Source organism: Streptomyces sp. DH41, from assembly GCF_029813785.1.
Taxonomy (GTDB): domain Bacteria; phylum Actinomycetota; class Actinomycetes; order Streptomycetales; family Streptomycetaceae; genus Streptomyces.
Genome location: NZ_JARVKY010000001.1, coordinates 696,968 through 722,111 on the forward strand (window position 1 = coordinate 696,968; position 25,144 = coordinate 722,111).

Here is a 25,144-nt window from a genome sequence, read left to right on the forward strand (position 1 = left end):
CCACCCGGCGATGAACCCTTCCCGCTCCGAGCGCGCCCTCGGCGCCGTCATCGGGTCGGCCGTCGGCGACGCCCTGGGCGCGCCCTTCGAGTTCGGGCCGGAAGGAGCCTTCTCCGCCCGCTTCCCCCGCCCCGGACAGGGCGGCGAGATGTGCGGGGGCGGCGGCTGGGACCCGGGCGAGGCCACGGACGACACCCAGATGGCGGTCCTGGTCGCCGAGTCCCTGCTGGAGCGCGGCCGGCTCGACCTGCCGGACGTCTTTTGGCGGTTCCGGCGCTGGGCCGCCGCCGACCCGAAGGACATCGGCCTCCAGACAGAAGCGGTACTCAGCTCCGGCGACCCCTGGGACACGGCCGCCGCCCTGCACTTCCGGGCCAACGGGCGGGGCGCGGGCAACGGCGCCCTGATGCGGGCCGCACCGTCCGCCGTGCACTTCGCGCCCCTGGGCCGGGACACCACCATGGACGCCGCCCGCCGCCTCGCCGCGCTCACCCACGGGGACCGCGCGGCGTGGGAGGGCACGGCGGTCTTCCACGAGCTGGTGCGGGTCGCCCTGGCGGGCGACGACCCGCTCACCGCCCTGCCCGGCACCCTGCACGCGGTCCACCCCGACCACCGCGCCCGCTACGCCACCGTCCTCGCCGCCGACTGGCACCCCGGCCTGGCGACCGAGTTCAACGGCGCCGTCTGGCCCTGCCTCGGCTCCGCCCTGTGGGCGCTGCGTACGACCTCCTCCTACGAGGACGCCGTGCGCGCCGCGATCGACCTCGGCGGCGACACCGACACCGTGGCCGCCGTCACCGGCGCACTGGCCGGGGCCGTGCACGGCATCGCGGCCGTCCCCACCCGCTGGACCGATGCCCTGCGCGTACCGCTGCCGGGGTTCGGCGGGCGGGTGCTGCGCACGTCGGAACTGGCCGTCCTCACCCGGGGGCTGGGCGGCTGACCCAGAGCAGCGGACCCGTTCACCCGCGGGAGAGGACCTGTTCGCGCACCCAGTCGGGATCGGGGTTGACATGCGGCCGGCCCGCCACCATGAGCGTGGGCACGGTCTCGTTGCCGTCGTTGGCCGCTCTCACCACCGCCGCCCCCTCCGGGTCACGCCATATGTCGACCCAGTGCAGCCGGCGGGCGCCCCGGCCCAGCCGGAAGCGCAGTCGCAGACAGTACGCGCACCCCGGCCGCCAGTAGACGATCGGCCGGCCGTCGGCGGCGCTGCGGCGTCGCGCCTCCAGCGCGCCGATCGACCTCGGAAAGACCAGAGGCGAGTGCACGACCGCCAGCAGCACGAACAGCAGCAGGAGTGCGACGGCTGTGCCGAGTCTCCCCTGGGCGATCAGCCCGGTCGCAGCACCCGAGCCAGAGACCACCAGCAGCCCCGGCACCATCCACGCACGCCTCATAGCGCCACAGGCTATCGACTGAGCCGAAGCCCGGACAGGCCGTGCGCCGCACGCCCGCCTCCGAGCTCGGGCCCGGACGTGCGGGATTCGCGGTCGTCAGCCCCCGGTCCGCCTCACAGCGCCTTCAGCCCCTCGGCCGTGGCCGTGCATCCGCCTCACAGCGCCTTCAGGCCCTCGGCCGTGGCCCGTGCCAGCGCCCCCAGGTACCCCTTCGGCGGCTTCGGGCCGCGGATGACCACCGAGCGCCAGTACAGCGGGCCCGAGATCAGGTCCAGGGCCAGGTCGGTGTCGAGGCCGGCGGCGATCTCACCCCGCTGTTCGGCCGCCGCCAGGATCTTGCTGGCGACGCCGTCCTGGCCCTCCCGCAGGGTCTTCTGCATGGCTTCCGCGATGTCGGGGTTGCGGGCCGCCTCCGCCTGGAGGTCGGGGATGATCTGCGAGGCCACCGGGTGGCGCAGGGCACGGGACGTCACCTCGTACAGCAGCCGCAGGTCGCCCTCCAGGGACCCGGTGTCGGGCGCGGGCAGGCCCTGCACGGCGAGCGCGGAGACGATGTCGAGCACCAGGTGCAGCTTGGAACGCCAGCGCCGGTAGACGGCCGTCTTGCCGACGCCCGCGCGGCGCGCGATGCCCTCGATGGACATCCGTGCGTAGCCGACCGCCGCGAGTTCCCCGAAGACCGCCGCCCGGATGGCCTCCGTCACGTCCTCGCGGAGCACCGCCGCCCCGGCGGGGGCCCGGCGGCGCGGTCGCGGCTGCGGCTCGTCGGCGTTGGTCGTCATACGAGCCAAGCATAGGGGCGTTACGACGAAACGGTTGCGTTCCGACGCCACCACGCCCTACGCTCACGTTACGACGATACGGTCCCGTCCCGACGTAAATGAACGCGCCGGATCACCCAGGTGAACGACGGGCGCCGCCCCTCCTCCCCCTCCCCCCTCCGAGCTGAAAGCAGCGGATGTGAGCCAGGTCCTCCACACACCGCCCCCGACTGCGGCCCCGGCCGCCCACGCCGCCGACCACGACCTCGCGGACCTCGCCGCCCGCCACGGTCTGTCGGTCAGCGGCGCCCGCCCCTCCCTGCCCGAGTACGTCCGACAGCTGTGGGCGCGCCGGCACTTCATCACCGCCTTCTCCACCGCCAAGCTCACCGCCCAGTACAGCCAGGCCAAGCTGGGCCAGGTCTGGCAGGTGATGACGCCCCTGCTCAACGCGGCGGTGTACTACTTCATCTTCGGCGTGCTGATGAACACCAGCCGGGGCGTGGAGGACTTCGTCCCGTTCCTGGTCACCGGCGTGTTCGTGTGGACGTTCACGCAGAGCTCGATCATGGCGGGCACCAAGGCCATCTCCGGCAACCTCGGACTCGTACGCGCCCTGCACTTCCCGCGGGCCGCGCTGCCGGTCTCCTTCTGCCTCCAGCAGCTCCAGCAGCTGCTGTTCTCGATGGCCGCGCTGCTCGTCATCCTGCTCGCCTTCGGCGTACCGCCCGCCGCGTCCTGGGTGCTGGCGGTCCCGGCCCTGGTCCTGCAGTTCACGTTCAACACCGGCGTCTCGCTGCTCATGGCCCGGGTCGGGTCCAAGATCCCCGACGCCGCCCAGCTGATGCCGTTCCTGCTGCGCACCTGGATGTACGGCTCGGGCGTCATGTTCAGCATCGACCACATGACCGGCCCGGACAGCGGCCTGCCGTCCTGGGTCGGCACCGTGCTCCAGCTCAACCCCGCCGTCGTCTACATCGACCTGATGCGCTTCGCCCTGATCGACACCTTCGACGGGAGCGCCCTGCCGCCCCACGTGTGGGCGCTCGCGACGGGCTGGGCGCTGCTCGCCGGGATCGGCGGCTTCATCTACTTCTGGAAGGCCGAGGAGACGTACGGTCGTGGCTGAGAACACCCACAGCAAGCAGGAGGGCGAGCGCGTCCCCACCGTCGTCGCCGACGGCGTCGACATCGTCTACCGGGTCAACGGCACCGGCGCCGGCCGGGGCTCGGCGACCGCCGCCCTCAACCGCATCGTGCGCCGGAAGAAGGCCGAGAAGGCGGCGGGCGTACGCCGGGTGCACGCCGTGAAGAACGTGTCGTTCGTGGCGTACCGGGGCGAGGCCATCGGGCTGATCGGCACCAACGGCTCCGGCAAGTCCACCCTGCTCAAGGCGGTCGCCGGCCTGCTCCCGGTGGAGAACGGCCGCATCTACACGGACGGCCAGCCCTCCCTCCTCGGCGTCAACGCCGCCCTGATGAACGACCTCACCGGCGAGCGCAACGTGCACCTCGGCGGCCTGGCGATGGGCATGTCCCGCGCGCAGATCAAGGAGCGCTACCAGGAGATCGTCGACTTCTCCGGGATCAACGACAAGGGCGACTTCATCACCCTGCCGATGCGCACGTACTCCTCCGGCATGGCAGCCCGGCTGCGCTTCTCCATCGCCGCCGCCAAGGACCACGACGTCCTCCTCGTCGACGAGGCCCTGGCCACCGGCGACCGCTCCTTCCAGAAGCGCTCCGAGGAACGCATCCGGGAGCTGCGCAAGCACGCCGGCACGGTGTTCCTGGTCAGCCACAGCAACAAGTCCATCCGCGACACCTGCGACCGGGTGCTGTGGCTGGAGCGCGGTGAGCTGCGCATGGACGGGCCGACGGAGGAGGTCCTGAGGGAGTACGAGAAGTTCACGGGCGGTCCGGACCGGCCGGCGAAGCCCAAGGCGAAGGCGGCCGCGTGAACGGCGCGCCCGCCTGACGCGGAGGCGCCCCGGGCCGCACGGCCCGGGGCGCCCGACACGGTGACGCCGTCAGGGCGTCACCCCGTCACGCGTGCGTGCGCAGCAGTGTCCGGATCGTCCGCATCGCCACCGACAGGTTGGACAGGTCGAACTCGTCCGAGCCGTGGATCTCCTCCAGCGTGGTGCGGGCCCGGCCGAGGATCGCCGCGTTCTTCCGCTCCCACGCCTGGAACCGCTGCTCGGGCGTCGACGTGCCGTTCCCCGCCGCCAGGACGTCGGCGGTCAGCGACGCGTGCGCCGCGTACAGGTCCTCGCGGATCGCCGCGCGGGCCATGGACTGCCAGCGGTCGATGCGGGGCAGGTCGCTGATCCGGTCCATGAGCTGGGTGACGCTCAGCCGGTCGGCGAGGTCGTAGTACACCTCGGCGACGTCCAGCGGCTCCTTGCCCGTGCGGTCGGCCACCGACACGATGTCCAGCGTCGGGAAGGCCGAGGAGAACCCGGCCACCCGCGTGGCCGGCTCGTCCGGGACCCCGGCGGCGGTCAGCTCGTCGTAGATGTGCTGGTACCACTCCGCGTCCGCGCCGCGCAGCAGCTTGGGCAGCTGCGACCAGACCTGCTCGACGCGCTCGGCGAAGAAGTCCACCGTCTCGGCGAGCTCCAGCGGCTGCGGCCGGTTGTTGAGCAGCCAGCGCGTGCCGCGCTCGACCAGGCGGCGCGAGTGCAGCCGGATACGGGTCTGCACACCGGCCTCGACCCTGGTGTCCAGGGCCTCCACCGCGTCCCACACCGGGGAGGAGCGGAAGATCGCCCGGGCCGCGGTCTGCGCCCGCACGATCTCCTCCAGCGACGCGCCGGTCTCCTCGCGCATCCGGTGCAGATACGTCGTACCGCCCGTGTTGACCGTGTCGTTGACCAGGACGGTCGTGGTGATCTCGCGGCGCAGCGGGTGGCCGTCGATCCGGTCGCCGAACCGCTCGCGCAGCGCCGTCGGGAAGTAGGCGTGCAGCAGGCCCTTGAGGTACGGGTCGTCGGGCAGCGAGGTGTGCAGCAGCTCCTCGGCGACCGTGATCTTCGTGTACGCCAGCAGCACGGCCGTCTCCGGGCCGGTCAGGCCGTGTCCGGTGTTGAGGCGCTCGCGGATCTGGCGGTCCGTGGGCAGGAACTCCAGGGCCCTGTTGAGGTGGCCCTCCCGCACCAGGTGGCGCATGAAGCGCTGCTGGGCGTGGAGCATGTCCTTGGACTGGGCCAGCGCGTTGGCGATCGCCGTGTTCTGCGCGTAGTTGTTGCGCAGGACCAGCGCGCCGACCTCGTCGGTCATCTCGGCGAGCAGCTTGTTGCGCTGCTTGACGGTCATGTCGCCGTCCTTGACGAGACCGTTGAGCAGGATCTTGATGTTCACCTCGTGGTCGGAGGTGTCCACGCCCGCGCTGTTGTCGATGGCGTCGGTGTTGATCCTGCCGCCGTGCAGCGCGAACTCGATCCGCCCCAGCTGGGTCATGCCCAGGTTGCCGCCCTCGCCGACGACCTGGACCCGCAGGTCCTTGCCGTCGACGCGGATGGCGTCGTTGGCCTTGTCGCCGACGTCGCCGTTGGACTCGGTGGACGCCTTGACGTACGTACCGATGCCGCCGTTCCACAGCAGGTCCACCGGGGAGGTGAGGATCGCCTTCATCAGCTCGGCCGGGGTCATCTTGGTGATGCCGGGCTCGATGCCGAGGGCCTCGCGCAGGTGGCCGTTGACCGGGATCGACTTGGCCGAGCGCGGGAAGACGCCGCCGCCCGCCGAGAGCAGCGCGGTGTCGTAGTCCGCCCACGACGAGCGCGGCAGCTCGAACAGGCGGCGCCGCTCGGCGTACGAGGTGGCCGCGTCCGGGGTCGGGTCGACGAAGATGTGCCGGTGGTCGAAGGCGGCGACCAGGCGGATGTGCTCGCTGAGCAGCATGCCGTTGCCGAAGACGTCACCGGACATGTCGCCGACGCCGACGACGGTGAAGTCCTGGGTCTGGGTGTCCACGCCCAGCTCCCGGAAGTGCCGCTTGACGGACTCCCAGGCGCCGCGGGCGGTGATGCCCATGCCCTTGTGGTCGTAGCCCGCGCTGCCGCCGGAGGCGAAGGCGTCGCCGAGCCAGAAGTTGTAGGACTCGGCGACCTCGTTGGCGATGTCGGAGAACTTCGCGGTGCCCTTGTCGGCGGCGACGACGAGGTAGGTGTCGTCCTCGTCGTGGCGGACGACGTCCGCCGGGTGCACGACCTCGCCGGCCACCATGTTGTCGGTGATGTCGAGCAGCGCCGAGATGAAGGTCCGGTAGCTGGCGATGCCCTCGGCCATCCAGGCGTCGCGGTCGACGCTCGGGTCGGGCAGCTGCTTGGCGACGAAGCCGCCCTTGGCGCCGACCGGCACGATGACGGTGTTCTTCACCATCTGCGCCTTGACCAGGCCGAGGATCTCGGTGCGGAAGTCCTCCCGGCGGTCCGACCAGCGCAGACCACCGCGCGCGACCTTGCCGAAGCGCAGGTGCACGCCCTCGACACGCGGCGAGTACACCCAGATCTCGAACGCCGGACGCGGTGCGGGCAGGTCGGGGATGGCCTGCGGGTCGAACTTCATGGAGACGTAGTCGTGCGGCTCGCCGCCGCTCGTCTCCTGGAAGAAGTTCGTCCGCAGCGTCGCCTTGATGACGGTGAGGAAGGAGCGCAGGATGCGGTCCTCGTCGAGGCTCGCGACCTGGTCGAGGGCCGCGTCGACCTCCTCGAGCAGGGCGTCGACGATCTCGTGCCCCGCGCGCTGCCGCTCCGGGGCCATCCGCGCCTCGAACAGGGAGACGAGCAGCCGCGTGGTGTGGACGTTGTTGCGGAGGGTGTCCTCCATGTAGTCCTGGCTGAACGTCGAGCCGGCCTGCCGCAGGTACTTGGCGTACGCGCGCAGCACCATCGCCTGCCGCCAGGTCAGTCCGGCGCTGAGCACGAGGGCGTTGAAGCCGTCGTTCTCCGCCTGGCCGGTCCAGGTGGCGGCGAAGGCGTCCTGGACGCGCTCGCGCGCGTCGTCGCCGAGGTACTCGGCGCCGCCCGCCACCGACTTGGGCATGCGCAGCCCGAAGTCGTAGATCCAGGCGGTCGTGCGGTCCGCGCGGCGCAGCTCGTACGGCCGCTCGTCGGTGACCTCGACGCCGAGGCGGCTGAGCACCGGCAGGACGGCCGACAGGGAGACCTGGCCGCCCTTCTGGTAGATCTTGAAACGCCGTTCCTCGGGCGCGGCACCGACCGGCTCGTACAGGCTCAGCGCGAACGTCCGCTCCGCGTCGAGCCGCTCCAGGTGACCGAGGTCGGCGACCGCGGAGCGCGGGCCGTGGTCGGCCTTGTAGCCCTCGGGGAAGGCGCTCCCGTAGTGGCGCAGCAGTTCCGCGGACCGCTCCTCGCCGACCTCGGCGGTCAGCGCCTCGGCGAACCCGTCGGCCCAGGAGCGGGCGGCCTCGACGAGGCGGGCCTCGATGCGCTCCTTGTCGGCGTCGGACAGCTGCGGCAGCTCGGTGCCCTGCGGGACGCGGACCACGAAGTGCAGCCGGGACAGGATCGACTCGGTGTTCCAGGCGGTGAAGTCGACGCTGGTGCCGCCGAGTTCCTCCTTGAGGATGTCGATGATCCGCAGCCGGACACCGGTGGTGTAGCGGTCGCGGGGGAGGTAGACGAGGGCCGAGTAGTAGCGGCCGTAGTCGTCCTGGCGCAGGTAGAGGCGCAGGCGGCGCCGCTCCTGGAGGTAGAGCACGGAGGTGACGATGGCCTGCAGCTCGTCCGGCGGGGTCTGGAACAGCTCGTCGCGCGGGTACGTCTCCAGGATCTGCAGCAGGTCCCGCCCGTCGTGGCTGTGGGGCGAGAAGCCGGCCCGCTCCAGCACCTCCTCCACCTTGCGCCGGATGACCGGGACGCGGCGGACGGACTCGGTGTAGGCGGCGGAGGAGAACAGGCCGAGGAAGCGGCGCTCGCCGACCACGTTGCCGTTCTCGTCGAACTTCTTGACGCCGATGTAGTCCAGGTACGACGGCCGGTGCACGGTGGCCCGGCTGTTCGCCTTGGTCAGCACCAGCAGCCGGTGCTCGCGGGCCTTGGCCCGGGCGTCGGCGGGCAGCCGCTCGAAGGACGGGCTGACCGGGTGGCTCTCGTCGGCCGCGTGGTGCGGGTCGGAGCGCAGGATGCCGAGGCCGGTACCGGCGACGGCGGCGAGGGAGTCGTCGCCGCGCAGCTGGTACTCGCGGTAGCCGAGGAAGGTGAAGTGGTCGTCGGCCAGCCAGCGCAGCAGCTCGCGGGCCTCCTCCAGTTCACGCGGGGGGAGGTCGCCGGGCGAGGGCTCCGTCGGCAGCTGGTCCGCGATGCGGACGGCCGCGTCGCGCATCTTGCCCCAGTCCTCGACGGTCTCCCGGACGTCGTTCAGGACACGCAGCAGGTCGGCGGTGATCTGCTTCAGGTCGCCGCGCTCGGTCTCGCGGTCGAACTCGACGTGGATCCAGGACTCGACGTGCGCGTCGTGCGGCAGGTCGGCGGTGGGCGGACCGGCGAGCACCTCGACGAGCCTGCCGGTGACGTCGCGCCGCACCACGATCTGCGGGTGGACGACGACGTGGATGCCGCGGCCCTGCCGGGTCAGCTCGTTGGTCACGGAGTCGACGAGGAAGGGCATGTCGTCCGTGACCACCTCGACGACGGAGTGGCTGCACGTCCAGCCGTTCTCCTCGACCGTCGGGGTGTGCACCCGCACGTTCGCCGTGCCCTGCGGGCGGTGCTCCGCCAGCCGGTAGTGCGAGACGGCGGCTCCGAAGATGTCGACCGGGTCGCGGTCGGCCAGGTCCTCCGGGGCGGTATGCCGGTAGTAGCGCTGGAGGAACGCGGACACGGATGCGTGGTCCGGGGTCCCGGGAGTGTCCGGTGTGCCCTCGCCCGTCGTCCCAGTCGGTAGGTTCACCCCGACCGGGCTGTTCTCAGCTACCCGCGCAGCCCTTTCGAGCAGCTCGGCCTTGGCTTCGTCCAGCTTGGTCTGCATTGTCCTCTGACTCCTGTCGCGCGCCGTTGCGTGACGTAGAAGGAAGTACGGTCTCCTGCCTTCCGGCATGACGTCGGGACACGGGGTGTCCGGTCCGTTCCGACGCTATGCCGCAGGGCGAGGAGAGCGGGGGCATATCAGCCAATGTCGCCACGCACGCCGGATGTGACATCGCTCTCGCCGTCACCGTCCGGGGAGTGCGCGGCGCCGTACCGGGGGCCTTCGATGCCCCGTCCCGCCCGCGAGGATCAGCGACCGCCGCCCGGACACGGATGTCGTCCGTGCGCACCGGGCGCGGGGCGGGGGCACCAGTGCCCCCGCGAGCTATCGCGCTGATCACGCCACAAGGCTATCGCTCCTTGCCGGGCCCCCGTCACGAGCCGTATGTGTACAAAACCGGGGTCGAAACTTTGACGTTTTGCACAGAACCCCGCCGGGCACACCGCCGGGAGCACCATCGGCTGCGCACACCCCCGGCCGACGCCCGCACCGGGCACCGCACCGCATCGACCCCGCACCGCACCCCACCGCGCGGTCGACGGCGCCACAGCACCCGCGCCACCCTCACGCCGCCAGCCGCGCCGCCTCCGCCACGGCCTCCCCCAGCGTGTCCACCACCGGCACCCCGACCACCTCGAGGCTGGCCCGGCTGTGCGACCCCCCGGTGTACAGCACCGCTCCCGCCCCCACATGCCGCGCGGCCACCGCGTCATCGGCGGCGTCCCCGATGACCACCGTGCGAGCGGGCTCCACCCCGGCCAGCGCCAGCTCCGCGAGGTGCCGCACCATGTGCTCGGCCTTGCTGCCCCCGGACGGCCCGGTCCGCCCGTCGACGCGTATGAAGTGCGTCTCGATCCCGAGCCCCTTGACCAGCGGCACAAGCTCGTCGTGCCCGTACATGCTGAGAATCGACTGGCTGCGCCCCGCCGACCGCCAGCCCGCGAGCAGCTCCACCGCACCGTCGGTGAGCCCGCACCGCACCCGGTGCTCGGTGTAGTGGCGTTGGAAGGTCGCGTCCATGACCTCCCACTCGGCTTCGGTGGGCAGCCGCCCCATCAGCCGCTCGTAGAACTTCGGCACCGGCACGCAGTACAGCGCCCGGTACTGCTCCAGCGTGATCGCCGCCAGACCCAGCTCGGCGAACGCGGCGTTCGTCGCCCTGATGATCGCGTCGTTGTCGTGGAACAGCGTCCCGTTCCAGTCCCAGACGATGTGCGCCCCTGTCTGCATCCCCATGCCCGAAAACGTACCCGCCGCCACTGACAATCAAGAAGGGTGCCGAGGCGGGGGCCACGACGGCAGGACGTCAGTGACCGGGGCCCACCAGGTTCGGGATCTCCTGCGTCGCGTACCACAGCAGCTCGTGGTCCTCCGCCCCGTCCACGACGGACTGGGCGTCGTCGTCCCCGCCGTCCGCCGCGGCGAGGGCCTCCACCGCCGCGCTCACGTCCGCCTCCGCGTCGGCGGAGTCGACGTGCACCGCGGCCGCCTTGGCCAGCCGCAGTGGCCCGGCGAGCAGCACCTCGCCCAGCGACGCCGCGTCGTCCTCGGTCCCCCGCTCCGCGTCGCCCTCGAGCCTCCGGCCCGGGCCGGCCGAGGCCGCGCCGTCGGCCACGTCTGCGGCGACCACGACCCGGCGCCGCGTCGCACCCGCACCCGCACCCGCACGGTCCGCCAGCAACCGCAGCGAGGCCAGGGCGGCGCGGCTCAGGGCGGCGTACTCCAGCTCCTCTAGGTCGTCCGAGCGGTACCACTCGCGCAGCGCCGGTGTGACGGCGTAGGCGACGAGCGGCCCGGTCCCCAGCTCTCCCGTCCTGTGCGCCTCGGCGAGGCCGGCGAGGGTCAGGGGGACGTAGACGCGCATGAGACTTCCGCTTTCGTGGTCGGGAGCTCCACCGAAGGCCACCGATGGCCTCGGATGACTCTGCAAGAGCCTTCAGGATACGTGCGGGTGTCCTCTTTCGGGTTCCCACCCATGACGCCCGACGCGTCCACTCCCGGCCCCGGAAGTCACCCGGTGCACCCCATCCACCCCGGGCTCTCCGACCGTCCCGGCCACTCTGATAGGTGAACCTTCCAGCCCGCTCGACGCGCCCCCTTCCTCCTTGCCGTCCTGCCCCACCACCCCGTACAAGATCCCCGAACACGAAGTTACTGCCCGGTATCATCCGGGCCGCCGAACGGGGAGCCCCCAATGCGCAAGGTCATGACCCGGACCCAGCTCCGCCCGAGCAGCAGCCCCCTCCGCGCGCCGGACGGCTCACCCGTCCCCGCTCCGCCCCGCGGGCCCGGCGGCGACCCCACCCGCCCGCCGGGCGTACCACCGCTGTACGTCCCCGCCGACGCCCCGTCCCTCGCGGTCGGCGGTGCGCCTCCCCGCAGGCCCGGCGGAAGCGCCGTACGGTCCGGGGCGCCCGGTGGCCGGCCGCCGGGTGCCCCGGGCAGGGGCCCGCGGGCCCGTACGAGGCCGACGGACACCCGCCCGTCCACGGCCGGCCCGGGCAGGGCGACCAGGACCGCTCCTCGCACGGCGGCGGGGGCCCCGGTGACCGTCCCGGCCGCACCGGCCGCACACGGGGCCGCTCCCGCCCCGGCAGCGCCTCTCGTCCCCGCCCAGACCCCTCGCCACCCCGTTCCCCAGCTCCGCCCCACCGACCGCTTCGCCGAGCTGCTCCTGAACGTGCTCAGCGGCCGGCGCCCCGTCCACTCGATGCTCCGCCACACCGTCGGACGTGCCTACGACGATCTGGCCCACCTCGCCGATCACGGCCCCCTGCGCCTCCGCGGCGCCCACCCCGTCGTCCGCGACATCGGCTACTTCGAGCCCCGGCCGGGTGCCCTGGAGGTCTTCGCCCGCATCGGCGCGGGTGACCGGCTGCGCGCCATGGCCTTCCGGCTGGAGCAGGGCCGCGACCTGCGCTGGCGCTGCACGGCGGTGGAACTGGGCGGCCCCCGCCGCCCGCACACCGACGACGACTGACACCGCCGACGACTGACACCGCCGACGGCCGAAACCCAGCCGGAGATAGCCGGACGTCTCGCCTGAAGCAGACAGCCTGTGGCCGGTCACCTCGGGGTGGCCGACCACAGGCCGAAGGGCCGGCCACCCTGAGGCGACCGGCCCTTCCCACCGCTACGCCGCCCGCGGGCACCGCAGCGTCACTCCCGCTCCGTCACTTCTTACGACGTCGTCCACCCTTGGCCTGCTTGCGGCGCTCCGCGCGCGTGAGCCCGTCGGACGGGGACTGCGCGGACTCGCCGTCGGTGGTGAACTCACCCTCGACGACACCGCCCTCGCCGTCCACGGTCGGCGCGGAGAAGTGCAGGTCCCGGCGCTGCGGGGCGTCGAGCCCCTTGGCGCGGATCTCGGGACGAGCGCCCGCCTGGGCCGGGACCGCGTCCTGCGCGCCCTTCTCCAGGGACGGCGCCGCGTCCGCGACCGGAACCTCCTCGACCTGCTGCTCGACCTGGACCTCCAGGTTGAACAGGTAGCCGACGGACTCCTCCTTGATGCCCTCCATCATGGCCTGGAACATGTCGAAGCCCTCGCGCTGGTACTCGACCAGCGGGTCCTTCTGGGCCATCGCGCGCAGGCCGATGCCCTCCTGGAGGTAGTCCATCTCGTAGAGGTGCTCGCGCCACTTGCGGTCCAGGACCGAGAGCACGACCCGGCGCTCCAGCTCACGCATGATCTCGGAGCCGAGCTGCGCCTCACGCGCCTCGTACTGCTCCTGGACGTCGTCCTTGATGGACTCCGCGATGTAGTCGGCGGTCAGCCCGGCCCGGTCGCCGGCCGCCTCCTCCAGCTCCTCGACGGTGACCTTCACCGGGTAGAGCTGCTTGAAGGCGCCCCACAGACGGTCGAGGTCCCAGTCCTCCGGGAAGCCCTCGGCGGTCTCGGCCTGCACGTAGGCGTCGATCGTGTCGTTCGTGAAGTGCTGGATCTGCTCCTGCAGGTCCTCGCCCTCCAGGACACGGCGCCGCTCGCCGTAGATGACCTCGCGCTGCCGGTTGAGGACCTCGTCGTACTTCAGGACGTTCTTACGGGTCTCGAAGTTCTGCGTCTCGACCTGCGACTGGGCGGACGCGATCGCGCGCGTGACCATCTTGTTCTCGATCGGCACGTCGTCCGGCACGTTCGCCATCGACATGACGCGCTCGACCATCTGGGCCTTGAACAGCCGCATCAGGTCGTCGCCCAGGGAGAGGTAGAAGCGGGACTCGCCGGGGTCGCCCTGACGGCCGGAACGACCGCGCAGCTGGTTGTCGATACGGCGCGACTCGTGCCGTTCGGTACCCAGCACGTAGAGACCGCCGAGCTCCTTGACCTCGTCGAACTCCGCCTGGACCGCCTGCTCGGCCCGCTCCAGCGCGGCGGGCAGGGCCGCGGCCCACTCCTCGATGTGCTCCTCGGGCTCGAGGCCGCGCTGGCGCAGCTCCGCCTCGGCGAGGTCCTCGGGGTTGCCGCCGAGCTTGATGTCCGTACCACGGCCGGCCATGTTCGTGGCCACCGTCACCGAGCCCTTGCGGCCCGCCTGGGCGACGATCGTCGCCTCCCGGTCGTGCTGCTTGGCGTTCAGCACCTCGTGCTGGACACCGCGCTTGCTGAGCTGCTGCGAGAGGTACTCGGACTTCTCGACCGAGGTGGTGCCGACGAGGATCGGCTGGCCCTTGCGGTGCTTCTCCTCGATGTCGTCGACGACCGCCTCGAACTTCGCGACCTCGGTGCGGTAGATCAGGTCCGACTGGTCCTTGCGGACCATCGGCCGGTTGGTCGGGATGGGCACCACGCCGAGCTTGTAGATCTGGTGGAACTCGGCGGCCTCGGTCATCGCCGTACCGGTCATGCCGGACAGGCCGGGCTGTTCCTTGCCGTTGTGGTCGTGGCGCTTGTAGAGGCGGAAGAAGTTCTGGAGGGTGATCGTGGCGAGCGTCTGGTTCTCGTCCTTGATGTCCACCCCTTCCTTCGCCTCGATCGCCTGGTGCATGCCCTCGTTGTAGCGGCGGCCGGCGAGGATACGGCCGGTGTGCTCGTCGACGATCATGACTTCGCCGTCGATGACGACGTAGTCCTTGTCCTTCTTGAAGAGCTCCTTGGCCTTGATGGCGTTGTTCAGGTAGCCGACCAGCGGGGTGTTCACCGACTCGTAGAGATTGTCGATGCCCAGCCAGTCCTCGACCTTGGCGACGCCGGCCTCGTGGATGGCGACGGTGCGCTTCTTCTCGTCGACCTCGTAGTCGCCGGTCTCCTCGATGCCCTTGAGGGTGTTGCCGGCCTCGCCCTTCTTCAGGCGCGTGACCAGCTTGGCGAAGTCGCCGTACCACTTGGTGGCCTGGTCGGCGGGGCCGGAGATGATCAGCGGCGTACGGGCCTCGTCGACGAGGATGGAGTCGACCTCGTCGACGATGGCGAAGTTGTGGCCGCGCTGGACGAGTTCGTCCTTGGACCACGCCATGTTGTCGCGCAGGTAGTCGAACCCGAACTCGTTGTTCGTGCCGTAGGTGATGTCGCAGCCGTACATCTCACGGCGCTGGGCCGGTGTCTGGTTGGCGAGAATGCAGCCGACGTTCAGACCGAGGAACTTGTGGACGCGGCCCATCATCTCGGAGTCGCGCTCGGCCAGGTAGTCGTTGACCGTGACGATGTGCACGCCGTCGCCGGACAGGGCGTTGAGGTAGGCGGGCAGCGTGCCGACGAGGGTCTTGCCCTCACCCGTCTTCATCTCGGCCACATAGCCCATGTGCAGGGCCGCGCCGCCCATCATCTGCACGTCGTAGTGCCGCTGTCCCAGGACGCGCTTGGCGGCCTCCCGGACGGTGGCGAAGGCTTCCGGAAGCAGGTCGTCCAGGCTCTCACCATCGGCGTAGCGCTGCTTGTACTCATCGGTGAGGGCCCGCAGCTCGGCGTCGGAGAGGTCGACGAAGTCCTCTTCGATGGAGTTGACCTGGTCCGCGATGCGGTGCAGCTTGCGCAGGATCTTGCCTTCGCCTGCACGCATGATCTTCGAGAGGACGGACACGGGGGTTGGTCTCCTTGCCGGTCGGGCCTGGGACGGTCGTTTTCCTGTGACGGACTGAGCAACGGCCATCGTATGCGAGGACCCCGCCGCCCCGGGAGCCTGCTGTAACGGGGACCGTGTGCTCCTTCATCCAGCTTCCGGTCCGCTGTCATCGGGTTCAACGTCCGGGCTTCGCGGATGGTGCCGCGCCCGCCGCCGAATTGCGCGAAAAGTGACCGTCTGTTCACGCACGGCAAAACGATGGCGTCCACCGCGACCGCCGCGCAGAATCGGCCGATGGAACCCCTCGCCCTCACCACCGGCCGCCTCGTCCTGCGCACGGTCGGCCCCCGGGACACCGATTCCGTGTACGCCGCCTGCCAGGATCCCGACATCCAGCGCTGGACCACGATCCCCTCGCCCTATCTTCCTGAGCACGCGCGGGGCTTCACGGAGCAGGTGGTCCCCGACGGCTGGGCGAACGGCTCGATGTTCACCTTCGGCGTCTTCCTCCCCTCCGGCGCACTGGCGGGCATGCTCGGCGTCACGATGGTCTCCCCGGGCGTCGGCGAGATCGGTTTCTGGGGGGCCAAGGAGCACCGCGGGCACGGTTACGTCACCGAAGCCGCCGTCGCCGTCTCCCGCTGGTCCTTCACCGACCGGGCGATCGACCGCCTGGAGTGGCGCGCCGAGGTCGGCAACACGGCCTCCCGCGCGGTGGCCCGACGCGCGGGCTTCACCATGGAGGGCACGTTGCGTTCCGCGATCAACAACAACGGCATACGCCGCGACTGCTGGATCGGCTCCCTCCTTCCCTCGGACCTCTCCCTCCCCTCGACGTCCCCGTATCTGCCGGCGCCCTGACCGCGGACAGCCGCGCCATGCAGCCGCGGGGACTCGGCGCGCCGCCGTAGCCGCGGGCAGTCGTGCCTCCCCCAGTGCCTGAACGGCCTGGGAGGTACCCCCAGGGCGGCACGGGTGGGCGCTGGGGGTACCCCCTCTGGGGGAGGCACCCCGCACCGCCGGGCCGCGCACCCGCCCCCGGGCCACACCCACGCCGGGCACCCTGTGAACGCCGCCCCCCTGTCAGACCCACCCCCTATCGTGCGGACGTATGACGACCCTCCCGCCCCCCGTCACGGAACTGTCCGCAGACGAGGCCCGCCGCCTCGCCCTCCGCGCGCAGGGCTTCCTCGGCGCCCCCGACCGCCGCGCGGGCGTCCGCGGCGTCCTCCGGCACCTGGGCGCGGTGCAACTCGACACCATCTCGGTCCTCGCCCGCTCCCACGAACTCATCCCGTACGCCCGCCTCGGCGCGGTCGGCCGCGGAACCGTCGAAGCCGCCTACTGGGAAGACACCCACGCCTTCGAGTACTGGTCCCACGCCGCCTGCATCCTCCCCATCGAGGAGTGGCCCCACTTCGCCTTCCGCCGCCGCGCCTACCGCAACCGCCCGCACTGGAACCACCACCTCCCCGACGGCACCTACGACCAGGTCGTCAAGCAGCTCCGCACCGAGGGCCCCCTCACCGCCACGGAACTGGGCGGCGCGAAGAGGACCAGCGAGTGGTGGGACTGGTCCGGCACGAAGGTCGCCGTCGAGCGCGCTCTCATGTACGGCGAGGTGGTGTGCGTCGAGCGGCGCGGCTGGAAGAGGGTGTACGACCTGGCCGAGCGCGCGGTCCCGGCCGAGCTGCTCCACGACGAGCTGGACGACGCCGAGTGCCTGCGCCGCCTGGTCCGCCTGGCCGGCCAGTCCCTGGGCGTCGGCACCCGCGCGGACATCGCGGACTACCACCGGCTCAGGGGCGAGCAGGTCGACGCCGTGATCGCCGACTCGGGCCTGGTCCCGGTCACCGTGGAGGGCTGGTCCAAGCCCGCCTGGGCGGACCCCGCGGCCCTGCAGGCGCCCCCGCGCGGCCGTCACCGCACGACGCTGCTCTCGCCCTTCGACTCCCTGGTCTGGGAGCGTGCGCGCACGGAGCGGATCTTCGGCTTCACCCACCGCCTGGAGGCCTACGTGCCCAAGCAGAAGCGGGTGCACGGCTACTTCGCGATGCCGGTCCTGGCCGGCGGCCGGCTCGTCGGTCGCGTGGACCCGGCGCGCGAGGGACTCACTCTGGTCGCCAGGCAGGTCACACTGGACGGCCCGAAGGCGGCCCCGGCGGTGGCCCAGGCCCTGGTCGAGGCGGCGGGCTGGGTGGGCTGCACCGACGTACGCGTGGAACGGGTCGACGCGCCCGACCTGCGCGAGCCCCTCACGAGAGAGCTGGCCCGTCTGCTCACCTGACGGGAGCCGGCGCCACAGGCGTCGTGGAAGGTGTCACCGAATCTCGAGGATCTTCTCCCGCATCGCGTACACCACGGCCTCCATCCTGGAGTGCAGCTGCAGTTTCTCCAGGATGTTGCGCACGTGGTTCTTCACGGTGTTCTCGGAAATGAACAGTTCCTTGGCGATGTCCCGGTTGTTCATTCCCGTGGCGACGAGCTTGAGGACCTCCAGCTCACGGTCCGTGAGCCGGGGCGCGGGTACCAGTCGGCGTTCGTCGGTCCGCTGGATCATCGACTTGAACTCGGTGAGCAGTTTCGACGCCATGGACGGACTGATCTGCGACTGTCCGTCGGCCACGGCGCGAATGGCGGTGGCCACCTCGTCCGTCGAGATCTCTTTGAGAAGATATCCGGTGGCACCCGCCTTGATCGCCTCGTAGAGGTCGGCCTCCTCGTCGCTGATCGTCAACATGATGATCTTGGCGCTGGGAGCCACCTCCTTGATGGAGGTGCAGGCCTCGATGCCGCCCCGCTTGGGCATCCGCACATCCATCAGGACGATGTCCGGCAACAGGTCGGCGGCCTTCTCCACGGCCTCGGCGCCGTCACCGGCCTCCCCGACGACCTGGATGTCCTCCTCGGCCGCGAGCACGATCTCCAGGCCGCGGCGGAACAGGGCGTGGTCGTCCACGACCAGGACCCTGATCGGCTCCTTGCGCACAGAGCCCGCGTCCGGGCCCATGCCGGCAGCGCCGTCGTCGATCCCCTCGTCGACGCCCTCGCTCCGCATCGGTCCGAAACTGTCCGCCATCATTCCTCCCCCTGAAGGCTGTGGCCTGTGGTCCTGAGCCATCGCCAACCCAGAGCAACGACCCACCGGTTGGGCCGTTGCCGCCATGATTCCATGTCCGGCCGACGCCGGGGTGACGCGCGGGCCACGAAGGGGTCGCACACCCTCGCGCACCGTCGCACACCGGTGCCCCTGGGGGCGCACAAGCGCTCCAGGGGCACCGGTCCACTGTCACCGGGCGTCGTCAGCCGCCGAGCGCGTCGCCCGCCTCGGGAGCGTTCGCCTGGGTGACCATCGTGTCCGTGGTGAGGTGGATGACGCCGTAGTCGTAGGCGTGCCGACGGTAGACGACACTGGGCTCCTTCGTCTCGGAGTCGACGAACAGGTAGAAGTCGTGCCCGACCAGTTCCATCTCGTAGAGCGCCTGGTCGAGGGACATCGGTGCGGCCACGTGGGTCTTCTCGCGGACGACGAGCGGGCCGTCGCCCTGGACCTCGAGCGAGCCGATCTTCTTGGTGGGTACGCCGTCCTGCTTCTCCTGCGGGACGACCTCACCGCTCCCGTTGAGCGTCGCCGCGCCGGGGACGTGGTCGGCGACCTCGGCTGCCGAGATCCTGCGCGCACCGCGGCGCGAGAAGCGCTTGTCGTGCTGCTTGCGCAGTCGGGCACCGAGCTTCTCCGCCGCCAGGTCGAGCGCCGCGTACGGGTCGCTCGCCGCTGCCTCCGCCCGGATCACCGGACCGCGGGAGCGGAGCGTGATCTCCACTCGGTCACAGCGGTCGGCCTGCCGGGGGTTCGGCTCCTTGGACACCTCGACGTCGAGGCTGATCACCTTGCCATCGAGCTTCTGGATCTTCTCCAGCTTCAGCTTCTCGGCCACGTGCTTCCGGAACCGCTCGGGCACCTCGGTCTTGCGGCCCTTGACGACGATGTCCACGCAGAACTCCGTTCCCGGATCGCTCCGCTTCTATGGCGGAGCATCTCCCTTTCGCACCAGGTTCCGGTCTGTCCCAGAACCTCGGACTCGGTGACTTCCACCTCCTCCCCCGCGGGCGAGAACTCCACTCCACCAGTGCGGGTGATGACGGTGAAACCCGCAGCACGGCATTCGGATTTGGGAGGTGTGGCCTGCGGCTTTGCCTCACAACCGAACATATCTCGCCCGGACGGATGTCGTCACCCTCTACCGCGACCTACCTCCGTTCCGGTGAATTGAACCTCTCATTACCTGCAACGACGCAAGTCCTCAGTCAGTTCCGGTTTATTTCGAAAGAATCTGGTGAAGCCGCGACCACTGCCGCGCAGATCGCTTCACTGATCACGCCACCGCCTCCGTTCGGGCCCGCCATTCGGGGCCCGGTCTTCCGTTCCTCTCTGCCTTCCCCTGCCGCCGACGGATACACAGCCGATCTCACCGTCCGGTACGTGGCCGGCCCCGTCCCCCACTCAGCCGAGTCGGTCCTCTCCGCGCGCACGGCACGCGCCGCCTCCGTCAAGGACGCCCCCGTCGTCATCAGGTCGTCGACGAGGACGACCGGCCCACCCCCGCCCAGCAGCCGGCCACCGCCGGGGACCACTGCCAGCGCGCCGGCGAGATTGTCCAGCCGCTGCCGGGCGCCGAGTCCCGACTGATCGGCCACGGCGTGCCGCTGACGCAGCACGGCCAGCACCCGGGCGGACCCACCGGTCCGCCGCAACTCCCGCGCCGCCGCGAGGGCGATCCGCCGCGCCGGGTCGTGCCCGCGCGTGCGCACCGCCCGGCGCGCGGAGGGCACGGGCACGAGCAGCACCGGCCTCCGCCGACCTACGGGCCCCGTGTCGCCGACACCCGCCCCCGCCTCCCGGAGTGCTGCCCGCACGGCTCCCGCCAGAGCCGCGCCGAGCGGTGCCGTGAGAGCCAGTACGCCGCGCTCCTTGTGGGCCAGCAGGGCGGCCCGCACCTCGTCCGCGTACCGGGCGGCCGCGTGCACCACCGGCAGCCCGGGCGGCTCCGGCACCGGCCGGACCCGGCGCGGCGCGCCCCCGTTCAGGGCCGTACGGCACCGGGGGCACAGCACCGAGCGCGCCGTGCCGCAGCCTCCGCACTCGGCCGGCAGCACCAGGTCCGTGAGGTCCTGCCACCATCCCCGCATGGCCACCACTGTGCCAACACCCGCGGGACTCGACCAGGCCTGTGGACAACCCTGGAGGGCTCCCTGTGGAAAACTCCGGACCCCGATCGCCACACATCACCCACACGAGTGAACGCCCGCGTCGGAACAGCCTGACGCCCCAGGCCTCACCCGGGGTAGACCGGCGCCGTCCCCTCCGTCACCTTCTGCCACTGCAGCCCGGACGGCAGCCGCACGATCACGTCCTCCGAGTACGCCACCAGCGGCAGCCCCTCGTCCTCGGTCGCGGCGATCTCCTTCACCCCGGTCAGGGCCGCGGGCACCGACGCCTCCGGCGTGGAGCCGTCGACCTGGACGTATCCGATCTGCTGGACGCCCCCGCGCTCGCGCCCGACCACCACGAGCCGGCTGTCACCGGCCCAGGACATGGCCGTGACCTCCTCCAGTTCCGGAGACGCGGAGCGCAGTTCGACGACGGTGACCGCGGAGGGCTCGCCGGCCTTCCCGTCCCGTTCGGTCTTCCCGTCCCGTTCGGTCTTCCCGTCCCGTTCGATCCGTCCGATGAGCAGCGACCGCTTGCCGTCCTTCTCCACGATGAGCGCGATCCGCACGCCGTCGGCCGCCACCCGCACGGCCTGGACCCGCCCGTCCAGCCCCGGGGTCCGCACCTCCAACGGCTCGCCCGCGCCCTCCTTCAGCAGCAGCAGCCGGGGGGCGCCCGGGTCGCGGTCGGCGATCCACAGGTCGCCCTGCGCGTCCCAGCTGGGCGGCGTCAGCCGGTTCTCCTCCGTCTTGCCCTTGCTGACCAGCACCGGGTCGCCGAGCGAACCACCCGGGACCAGCGAGCCGACGTACAACGACTTGTTGTCGAGACCGATCGCGGCCGCACTGTGTTCGTCCCGCGACACCGCCACCGACCGCAGGCCCACCGAGCCCTCGCCCAGCGCCCCGGGCACGGGTTCCGGCCGGGTCCCATTACTGCCCGCGGCGATGCGTACCAGGCGGTTCTTCTCGTCGACGAAGTACAGGTAGTCGGGCCGCTGGGCCGAGCCGCGCGTCGCGACCGCATCGGCCCGGTCCTCGGTGAGCGAGCACAGTCGCTCACCGCCCGAGCGCAGCTCGACCTCGTCCACCACCGGGGTGAGGTTCTGCAGCGTGAAGAGGAGCTGGGCCGCCATCTCGTCGCACTTGTCCTCGCCGGCCCGGGCAGCCCTGTCGTTGAGCCGCACCGTCAGCTTGTTGTGATCGTCGGGCGTCAGCGAGCCGGCGTCCTTCGCCAGCGCCGTCCCGGGCGGGAAGCTCGACCTGACCACGGGGCCGAGCAGCCCCGTCGGCCCGCTGATCAGGGAACGCACCACCTGGGTCATGGGGTCCACGAGCCGGCGCACGTAGACGGGGTCGGCGACGGCCGCCGGCTGCGCGCTCGTACCGGCCTGTGTGGTGGGAGCGGTGTTCGAGGCGAAGTAGTACTTGTTGACGGACATGTAGGTGCGCTGGAAGTCCGACTTGCCCATGATGACGCCCTGCGGCAGGTCGTCGATGCGCCACTGGCCGCTCTTGTTGTCCCGGGTGAGGTGCACCGGTTCGCGGTACTGGCCGTCCGCCGGCGAGTACGACTGCTGCCCGTCCACCGTGGCGACCCTGGTACCGGTCAGCGTGACCGAGTAGTCGTCGGCGTCGTCGCGGCTTCCGGAGTGGTCGGACTCGGTGCCCGGGCCACCCGTCAGCACCGTCGTGGACCGCTCCGGCCGCCAGGTCTTCGCCGCCTCGCCCGTCAGGTACTTGCGCGCCGTCTCGTACTGCGGCTCGTTGCTGGTCAGTGCCTCCAGGAAGCCCTGCACGATCTCCGTGGGCGAGTCGTCCTCCCGCGGCGGCATCGCGAACACCCGCACCTGCGGGTCCTGCCGCGGCGTCGACTCCACGCCCCGCAGGTCACCGCTGTCGGGCATGGACGCACACCCCGCCAGCAGTACGACGCCACAGACGGCGTACGTCACCGCGCGTGCCGGCCCCCGCCGACCGCTCCCCTCGCGGTCAGCGCCCACGAGATGCCTCCCCTTGCCTGCTCGAGTCCTCCGGACCGGCGTCCGGACGGCTCGACGCCTCCGGCTCGGATCCGCCGTCCTGCCTCCGGGCTCCCGACACGGGCCGCGGCACCACGCGCGCGCCGTTGCCGGGCAGTGCCGTCGGATCGGCCGTGGGGGCCGCGGTCGCCGACCGCGGCGGAATCGGTCCTCGGGCGGACACCGGGGGCGCCTGCCCGACCGACGCCTGCGCCGGGACGGTGGCCGCCTTGTCCGCGCCGTGCGGCGGGCCGGCGCCGTCGGGGCCGGCGTCGCCCAGTCCGCGGTTGCTCCGCGAGTCCGTCGGCTCCAGCGGTATCGGCGAGCCCCGCAGCGGCTCGTCCGCCGTCCTGGGCAGCGTCAGCCGGAACTGCGAGCCGCCACCGGGCTCACCCCAGGCCTGCAGCCAGCCGCCGTGCAGCCGCGCGTCCTCCAGGGCGATCGACAACCCCAGCCCCGTACCGCCGGTGGTACGCGCGCGTGCCGGGTCGGCCCGCCAGAAGCGGCTGAAGACCCGGGCGCCCTCGCCCGGCTTGAGGCCGACGCCGTAGTCGCGCACCGCCACGGCGACCGCGCCCCCGGCCGCGGCGAGCTTGACGACGACGTCGTTGCCCTCGCCGTGCTCGACGGCGTTGACGACGAGGTTGCGCAGTACCCGCTCCACCCGCCGGGCGTCCGCCTCGGCGACGACGGGCTGCTGGTCGCCGACGACGCGTATCCGCGTGCCCTTGCGCTCGGCGAGCGGTTCGGCGCCGCCGACGACCCGCCGTACGACCTCCCTGAGGTCTATCGGCTCCGCCTCCAGGGCCGCCGCGCCCGCGTCGAAGCGGCTGATCTCCAGCAGGTCCGCGAGGAGCGTCTCGAACCGGTCCAGCTGGTCGGCGAGCAACTCCGCCGACCGCGCGGTCACCGGATCGAAGTCCACGCGCGCGTCATGAATGACGTCGGCGGCCATCCGCACGGTCGTCAGCGGCGTCCGCAGCTCGTGCGACACGTCGGAGACGAACCGCCGCTGCATCCGCGACAGGTCCTCCAGCTGGGAGATCTTCAGCTGCAGGTTCTGCGCCATCTTGTTGAAGGCCTCGCCGAGCCGCGCGATGTCGTCCTCGCCGGTGACCTTCATCCGTTCCTGCAGCCGCCCGGCGGACAGCCGCTCCGCGATGCTCGCCGCCATCCGTACGGGCGTGACGACCTGGCGCACCACGAGCCAGGCGATGGCCCCGAGCAGAACGACGACGAAGAGCCCGGCCGTCGCCAGCGTGCCTCTGACCAGGCTGAGCGACTCCTCCTCCTGCGTGAGCGGGAAGAGGTAGTAGAGCTGGTACGGCTCACCGTTCGGGTCGTTGACCTGCTTGCCGATGACCAGGCCGGGCTGCGACGCCTCGCCGGAGTCGTAGACGATCCGGGTGTAGCTCTGCGCCGCCGCCGTGCTGCCGTCGATCCGCTCCCGCAGGTCCTCGGGCACGCTGCCCGACCAGTTGACGAAGCCGGAGGCGCGCGGGCCGCGCCCGCTGCCGCTCTCCCCGCCCATGGGGAGGGTGACCACGTCGAAGGCGCCCTGGCCGCCGCTGGAGAGCGACTTCACCAGTTCACTCATCCACTGGATGACGTTCTGCGGGGGGCGGCCGTCCACGGGCACCACGGGCACGCCGTCGTCTCCGGTCACGCTGGCCGCCTCTTCGGCCTTCTGCTTGGCCACCGCGAACCCGCCGGTGGCCTGGCTCTGGGACGCCTTCACCTTCGCGTCCAGCAGCCCGTTGCGGACCTGCCCGATCACCACGAAGCCGAGCAGCAGCACCACGCCCAGCGACATCAGCAGCGTGGTGACGACGACCTTGAGCTGGATGTTGCGCCGCCACAGCCGCATGACGGGCAGCAGCGGGCGGCGCACCCAGCGCATGAGCAGACGGAGCACCGGGCTGCCCTGCACCCCGCCGTGCAGCAGCCCGCCCTCCAGCAGCCGGCTCCAGCGGGAGCCGGCGGGTGTGTGGCCGACAGGCCGTCCGGCGTGGGCCCCGGACCGGCCGGGCGCCGAAGCGGCACTGTCCCTGGTCATGTCAGCTCGGTCCGGCCTTGTAACCGACACCACGGACGGTCACCACGATCTCCGGCTTCTCCGGGTCCTTCTCGACCTTGGAGCGCAGCCGCTGCACATGCACGTTGACCAGCCGGGTGTCGGCCGCGTGCCGGTAACCCCAGACCTGCTCGAGGAGCACCTCACGCGTGAACACCTGCCACGGCTTGCGGGCCAGCGCCACCAGCAGGTCGAACTCCAGCGGCGTCAGCGCGATCGACTGACCCTCCCGCTTCACGGAGTGACCGGCCACGTCGATGACCAGGTCGCCTATGGCGAGCTGTTCCGGTGCCGGTTCCTCGGACCTCCTCAGGCGCGCCCTGATACGGGCCACCAACTCCTTCGGCTTGAACGGCTTCACGATGTAGTCGTCGGCGCCCGACTCCAGACCCACCACGACATCGACGGTGTCACTCTTCGCCGTCAGCATCACGATCGGCACCCCCGACTCCGCCCTGATCAGGCGGCACACCTCGATGCCGTCCCGACCGGGCAGCATCAGGTCGAGCAGCACCAGGTCCGGCTTGGTCTCCCGGAAGGCGGCCAGCGCCTTGTCGCCGTCGGCTACGAAAGATGGCTCAAAACCCTCACCACGCAGCACAATGCCGAGCATCTCGGCCAGTGCGGTGTCGTCGTCGACGACAAGGACTCGTCCCTTCATAAACGACATCATCCC

18 protein-coding genes are annotated in these 25,144 nt (G+C 71.3%); 6 read left to right on the top strand and 12 right to left on the bottom strand.

Annotated elements, in window-relative coordinates; all coding sequences use genetic code 11:
- Positions 1 to 10: 10 nt before the first annotated feature.
- A complete protein-coding gene (locus QC283_RS03035; RefSeq protein ID WP_279559725.1) occupies positions 11 to 946 on the top strand; it encodes an ADP-ribosylglycohydrolase family protein in 936 nt (311 codons plus the stop codon).
- Between the two features lie 19 nt (positions 947 to 965).
- Here the strand turns inward: QC283_RS03035 and QC283_RS03040 are convergent, their stop codons facing one another.
- Both QC283_RS03040 and QC283_RS03045 read right to left on the bottom strand, forming a co-directional pair.
- The gene (locus QC283_RS03040) at positions 966 to 1,403 is read right to left on the bottom strand and encodes a glutaredoxin domain-containing protein (protein WP_279559726.1); all 438 of its coding nucleotides are present in this window, start codon (positions 1,401 to 1,403) and stop codon (positions 966 to 968) included.
- Positions 1,404 to 1,558: 155 nt separating this feature from the next.
- Complete coding sequence (locus tag QC283_RS03045) at positions 1,559 to 2,185, bottom strand: TetR/AcrR family transcriptional regulator (protein WP_279559727.1); 627 nt, start codon at positions 2,183 to 2,185, stop codon at positions 1,559 to 1,561.
- 178 nt (positions 2,186 to 2,363) lie between these two features.
- Here QC283_RS03045 and QC283_RS03050 point away from each other — a divergent pair, with 178 nt between their 5' ends.
- Entirely contained in the window at positions 2,364 to 3,293 is a 930-nt protein-coding gene (locus QC283_RS03050) for an ABC transporter permease (RefSeq protein ID WP_279559728.1), read from the top strand.
- The gene (locus QC283_RS03055) at positions 3,286 to 4,125 is read left to right on the top strand and encodes an ABC transporter ATP-binding protein (protein WP_279559729.1); all 840 of its coding nucleotides are present in this window, start codon (positions 3,286 to 3,288) and stop codon (positions 4,123 to 4,125) included. Before QC283_RS03050 ends, QC283_RS03055 begins: the two co-directional genes overlap by 8 nt.
- Before the next feature lie 85 nt (positions 4,126 to 4,210).
- Here the strand turns inward: QC283_RS03055 and QC283_RS03060 are convergent, their stop codons facing one another.
- The 3 genes from QC283_RS03060 to QC283_RS03070 form a co-directional block, all read right to left on the bottom strand.
- Positions 4,211 to 9,160, bottom strand: a complete 4,950-nt coding sequence (locus QC283_RS03060) for an NAD-glutamate dehydrogenase (protein ID WP_279559730.1) — start codon at positions 9,158 to 9,160, stop codon at positions 4,211 to 4,213.
- A 564-nt stretch (positions 9,161 to 9,724) separates the two neighbouring features.
- Positions 9,725 to 10,396, bottom strand: a complete 672-nt coding sequence (locus QC283_RS03065) for an HAD family hydrolase (RefSeq protein WP_279559731.1) — start codon at positions 10,394 to 10,396, stop codon at positions 9,725 to 9,727.
- Positions 10,397 to 10,466: 70 nt separating this feature from the next.
- A complete protein-coding gene (locus QC283_RS03070) occupies positions 10,467 to 11,024 on the bottom strand; it encodes a DUF6912 family protein (RefSeq protein ID WP_279559732.1) in 558 nt (185 codons plus the stop codon).
- Positions 11,025 to 11,354: 330 nt separating this feature from the next.
- Here QC283_RS03070 and QC283_RS03075 point away from each other — a divergent pair, with 330 nt between their 5' ends.
- Positions 11,355 to 12,140, top strand: coding sequence for an Rv3235 family protein (locus QC283_RS03075; protein WP_279559733.1), 786 nt, complete (start codon positions 11,355 to 11,357; stop codon positions 12,138 to 12,140).
- Between the two features lie 193 nt (positions 12,141 to 12,333).
- Here QC283_RS03075 and secA read toward each other — a convergent pair whose 3' ends face one another.
- Complete coding sequence (gene secA, locus QC283_RS03080) at positions 12,334 to 15,180, bottom strand: preprotein translocase subunit SecA (RefSeq protein ID WP_279559734.1); 2,847 nt, start codon at positions 15,178 to 15,180, stop codon at positions 12,334 to 12,336.
- A 276-nt stretch (positions 15,181 to 15,456) separates the two neighbouring features.
- Between secA and QC283_RS03085 the strand changes: the two genes are divergently transcribed.
- Positions 15,457 to 16,023 carry a GNAT family N-acetyltransferase gene (locus QC283_RS03085; RefSeq protein WP_279559735.1) on the top strand — a complete coding sequence of 189 codons (567 nt, stop codon included), beginning with the start codon at positions 15,457 to 15,459 and terminating at the stop codon, positions 16,021 to 16,023.
- Between the two features lie 250 nt (positions 16,024 to 16,273).
- Positions 16,274 to 17,449 carry a winged helix-turn-helix domain-containing protein gene (locus QC283_RS03090; RefSeq protein WP_279559736.1) on the top strand — a complete coding sequence of 392 codons (1,176 nt, stop codon included), beginning with the start codon at positions 16,274 to 16,276 and terminating at the stop codon, positions 17,447 to 17,449.
- A gap of 33 nt (positions 17,450 to 17,482) precedes the next feature.
- Here the strand turns inward: QC283_RS03090 and QC283_RS03095 are convergent, their stop codons facing one another.
- From QC283_RS03095 to mtrA, 6 genes are all read right to left on the bottom strand, one after another.
- On the bottom strand, positions 17,483 to 18,241 hold the full coding sequence (locus QC283_RS03095; protein WP_279559737.1) for a response regulator transcription factor: 759 nt from the start codon (positions 18,239 to 18,241) through the stop codon (positions 17,483 to 17,485).
- A 223-nt stretch (positions 18,242 to 18,464) separates the two neighbouring features.
- Positions 18,465 to 19,157 (bottom strand): ribosome hibernation-promoting factor, HPF/YfiA family, encoded by a 693-nt coding sequence (gene hpf / locus QC283_RS03100; RefSeq protein WP_279559738.1) that lies wholly within the window; start codon positions 19,155 to 19,157, stop codon positions 18,465 to 18,467.
- A 313-nt stretch (positions 19,158 to 19,470) separates the two neighbouring features.
- On the bottom strand, positions 19,471 to 20,352 hold the full coding sequence (locus QC283_RS03105) for a ComF family protein (RefSeq protein ID WP_279559739.1): 882 nt from the start codon (positions 20,350 to 20,352) through the stop codon (positions 19,471 to 19,473).
- A 146-nt stretch (positions 20,353 to 20,498) separates the two neighbouring features.
- A complete protein-coding gene (locus tag QC283_RS03110) occupies positions 20,499 to 22,376 on the bottom strand; it encodes an LpqB family beta-propeller domain-containing protein (protein ID WP_279559740.1) in 1,878 nt (625 codons plus the stop codon).
- On the bottom strand, positions 22,366 to 24,450 hold the full coding sequence (mtrB, locus tag QC283_RS03115) for an MtrAB system histidine kinase MtrB (RefSeq protein WP_279559741.1): 2,085 nt from the start codon (positions 24,448 to 24,450) through the stop codon (positions 22,366 to 22,368). The genes QC283_RS03110 and mtrB overlap by 11 nt, the downstream gene beginning before the upstream one ends.
- Before the next feature lies 1 nt (position 24,451).
- Positions 24,452 to 25,141 carry a two-component system response regulator MtrA gene (gene mtrA, locus QC283_RS03120; RefSeq protein ID WP_193776289.1) on the bottom strand — a complete coding sequence of 230 codons (690 nt, stop codon included), beginning with the start codon at positions 25,139 to 25,141 and terminating at the stop codon, positions 24,452 to 24,454.
- Positions 25,142 to 25,144: the final 3 nt, after the last annotated feature.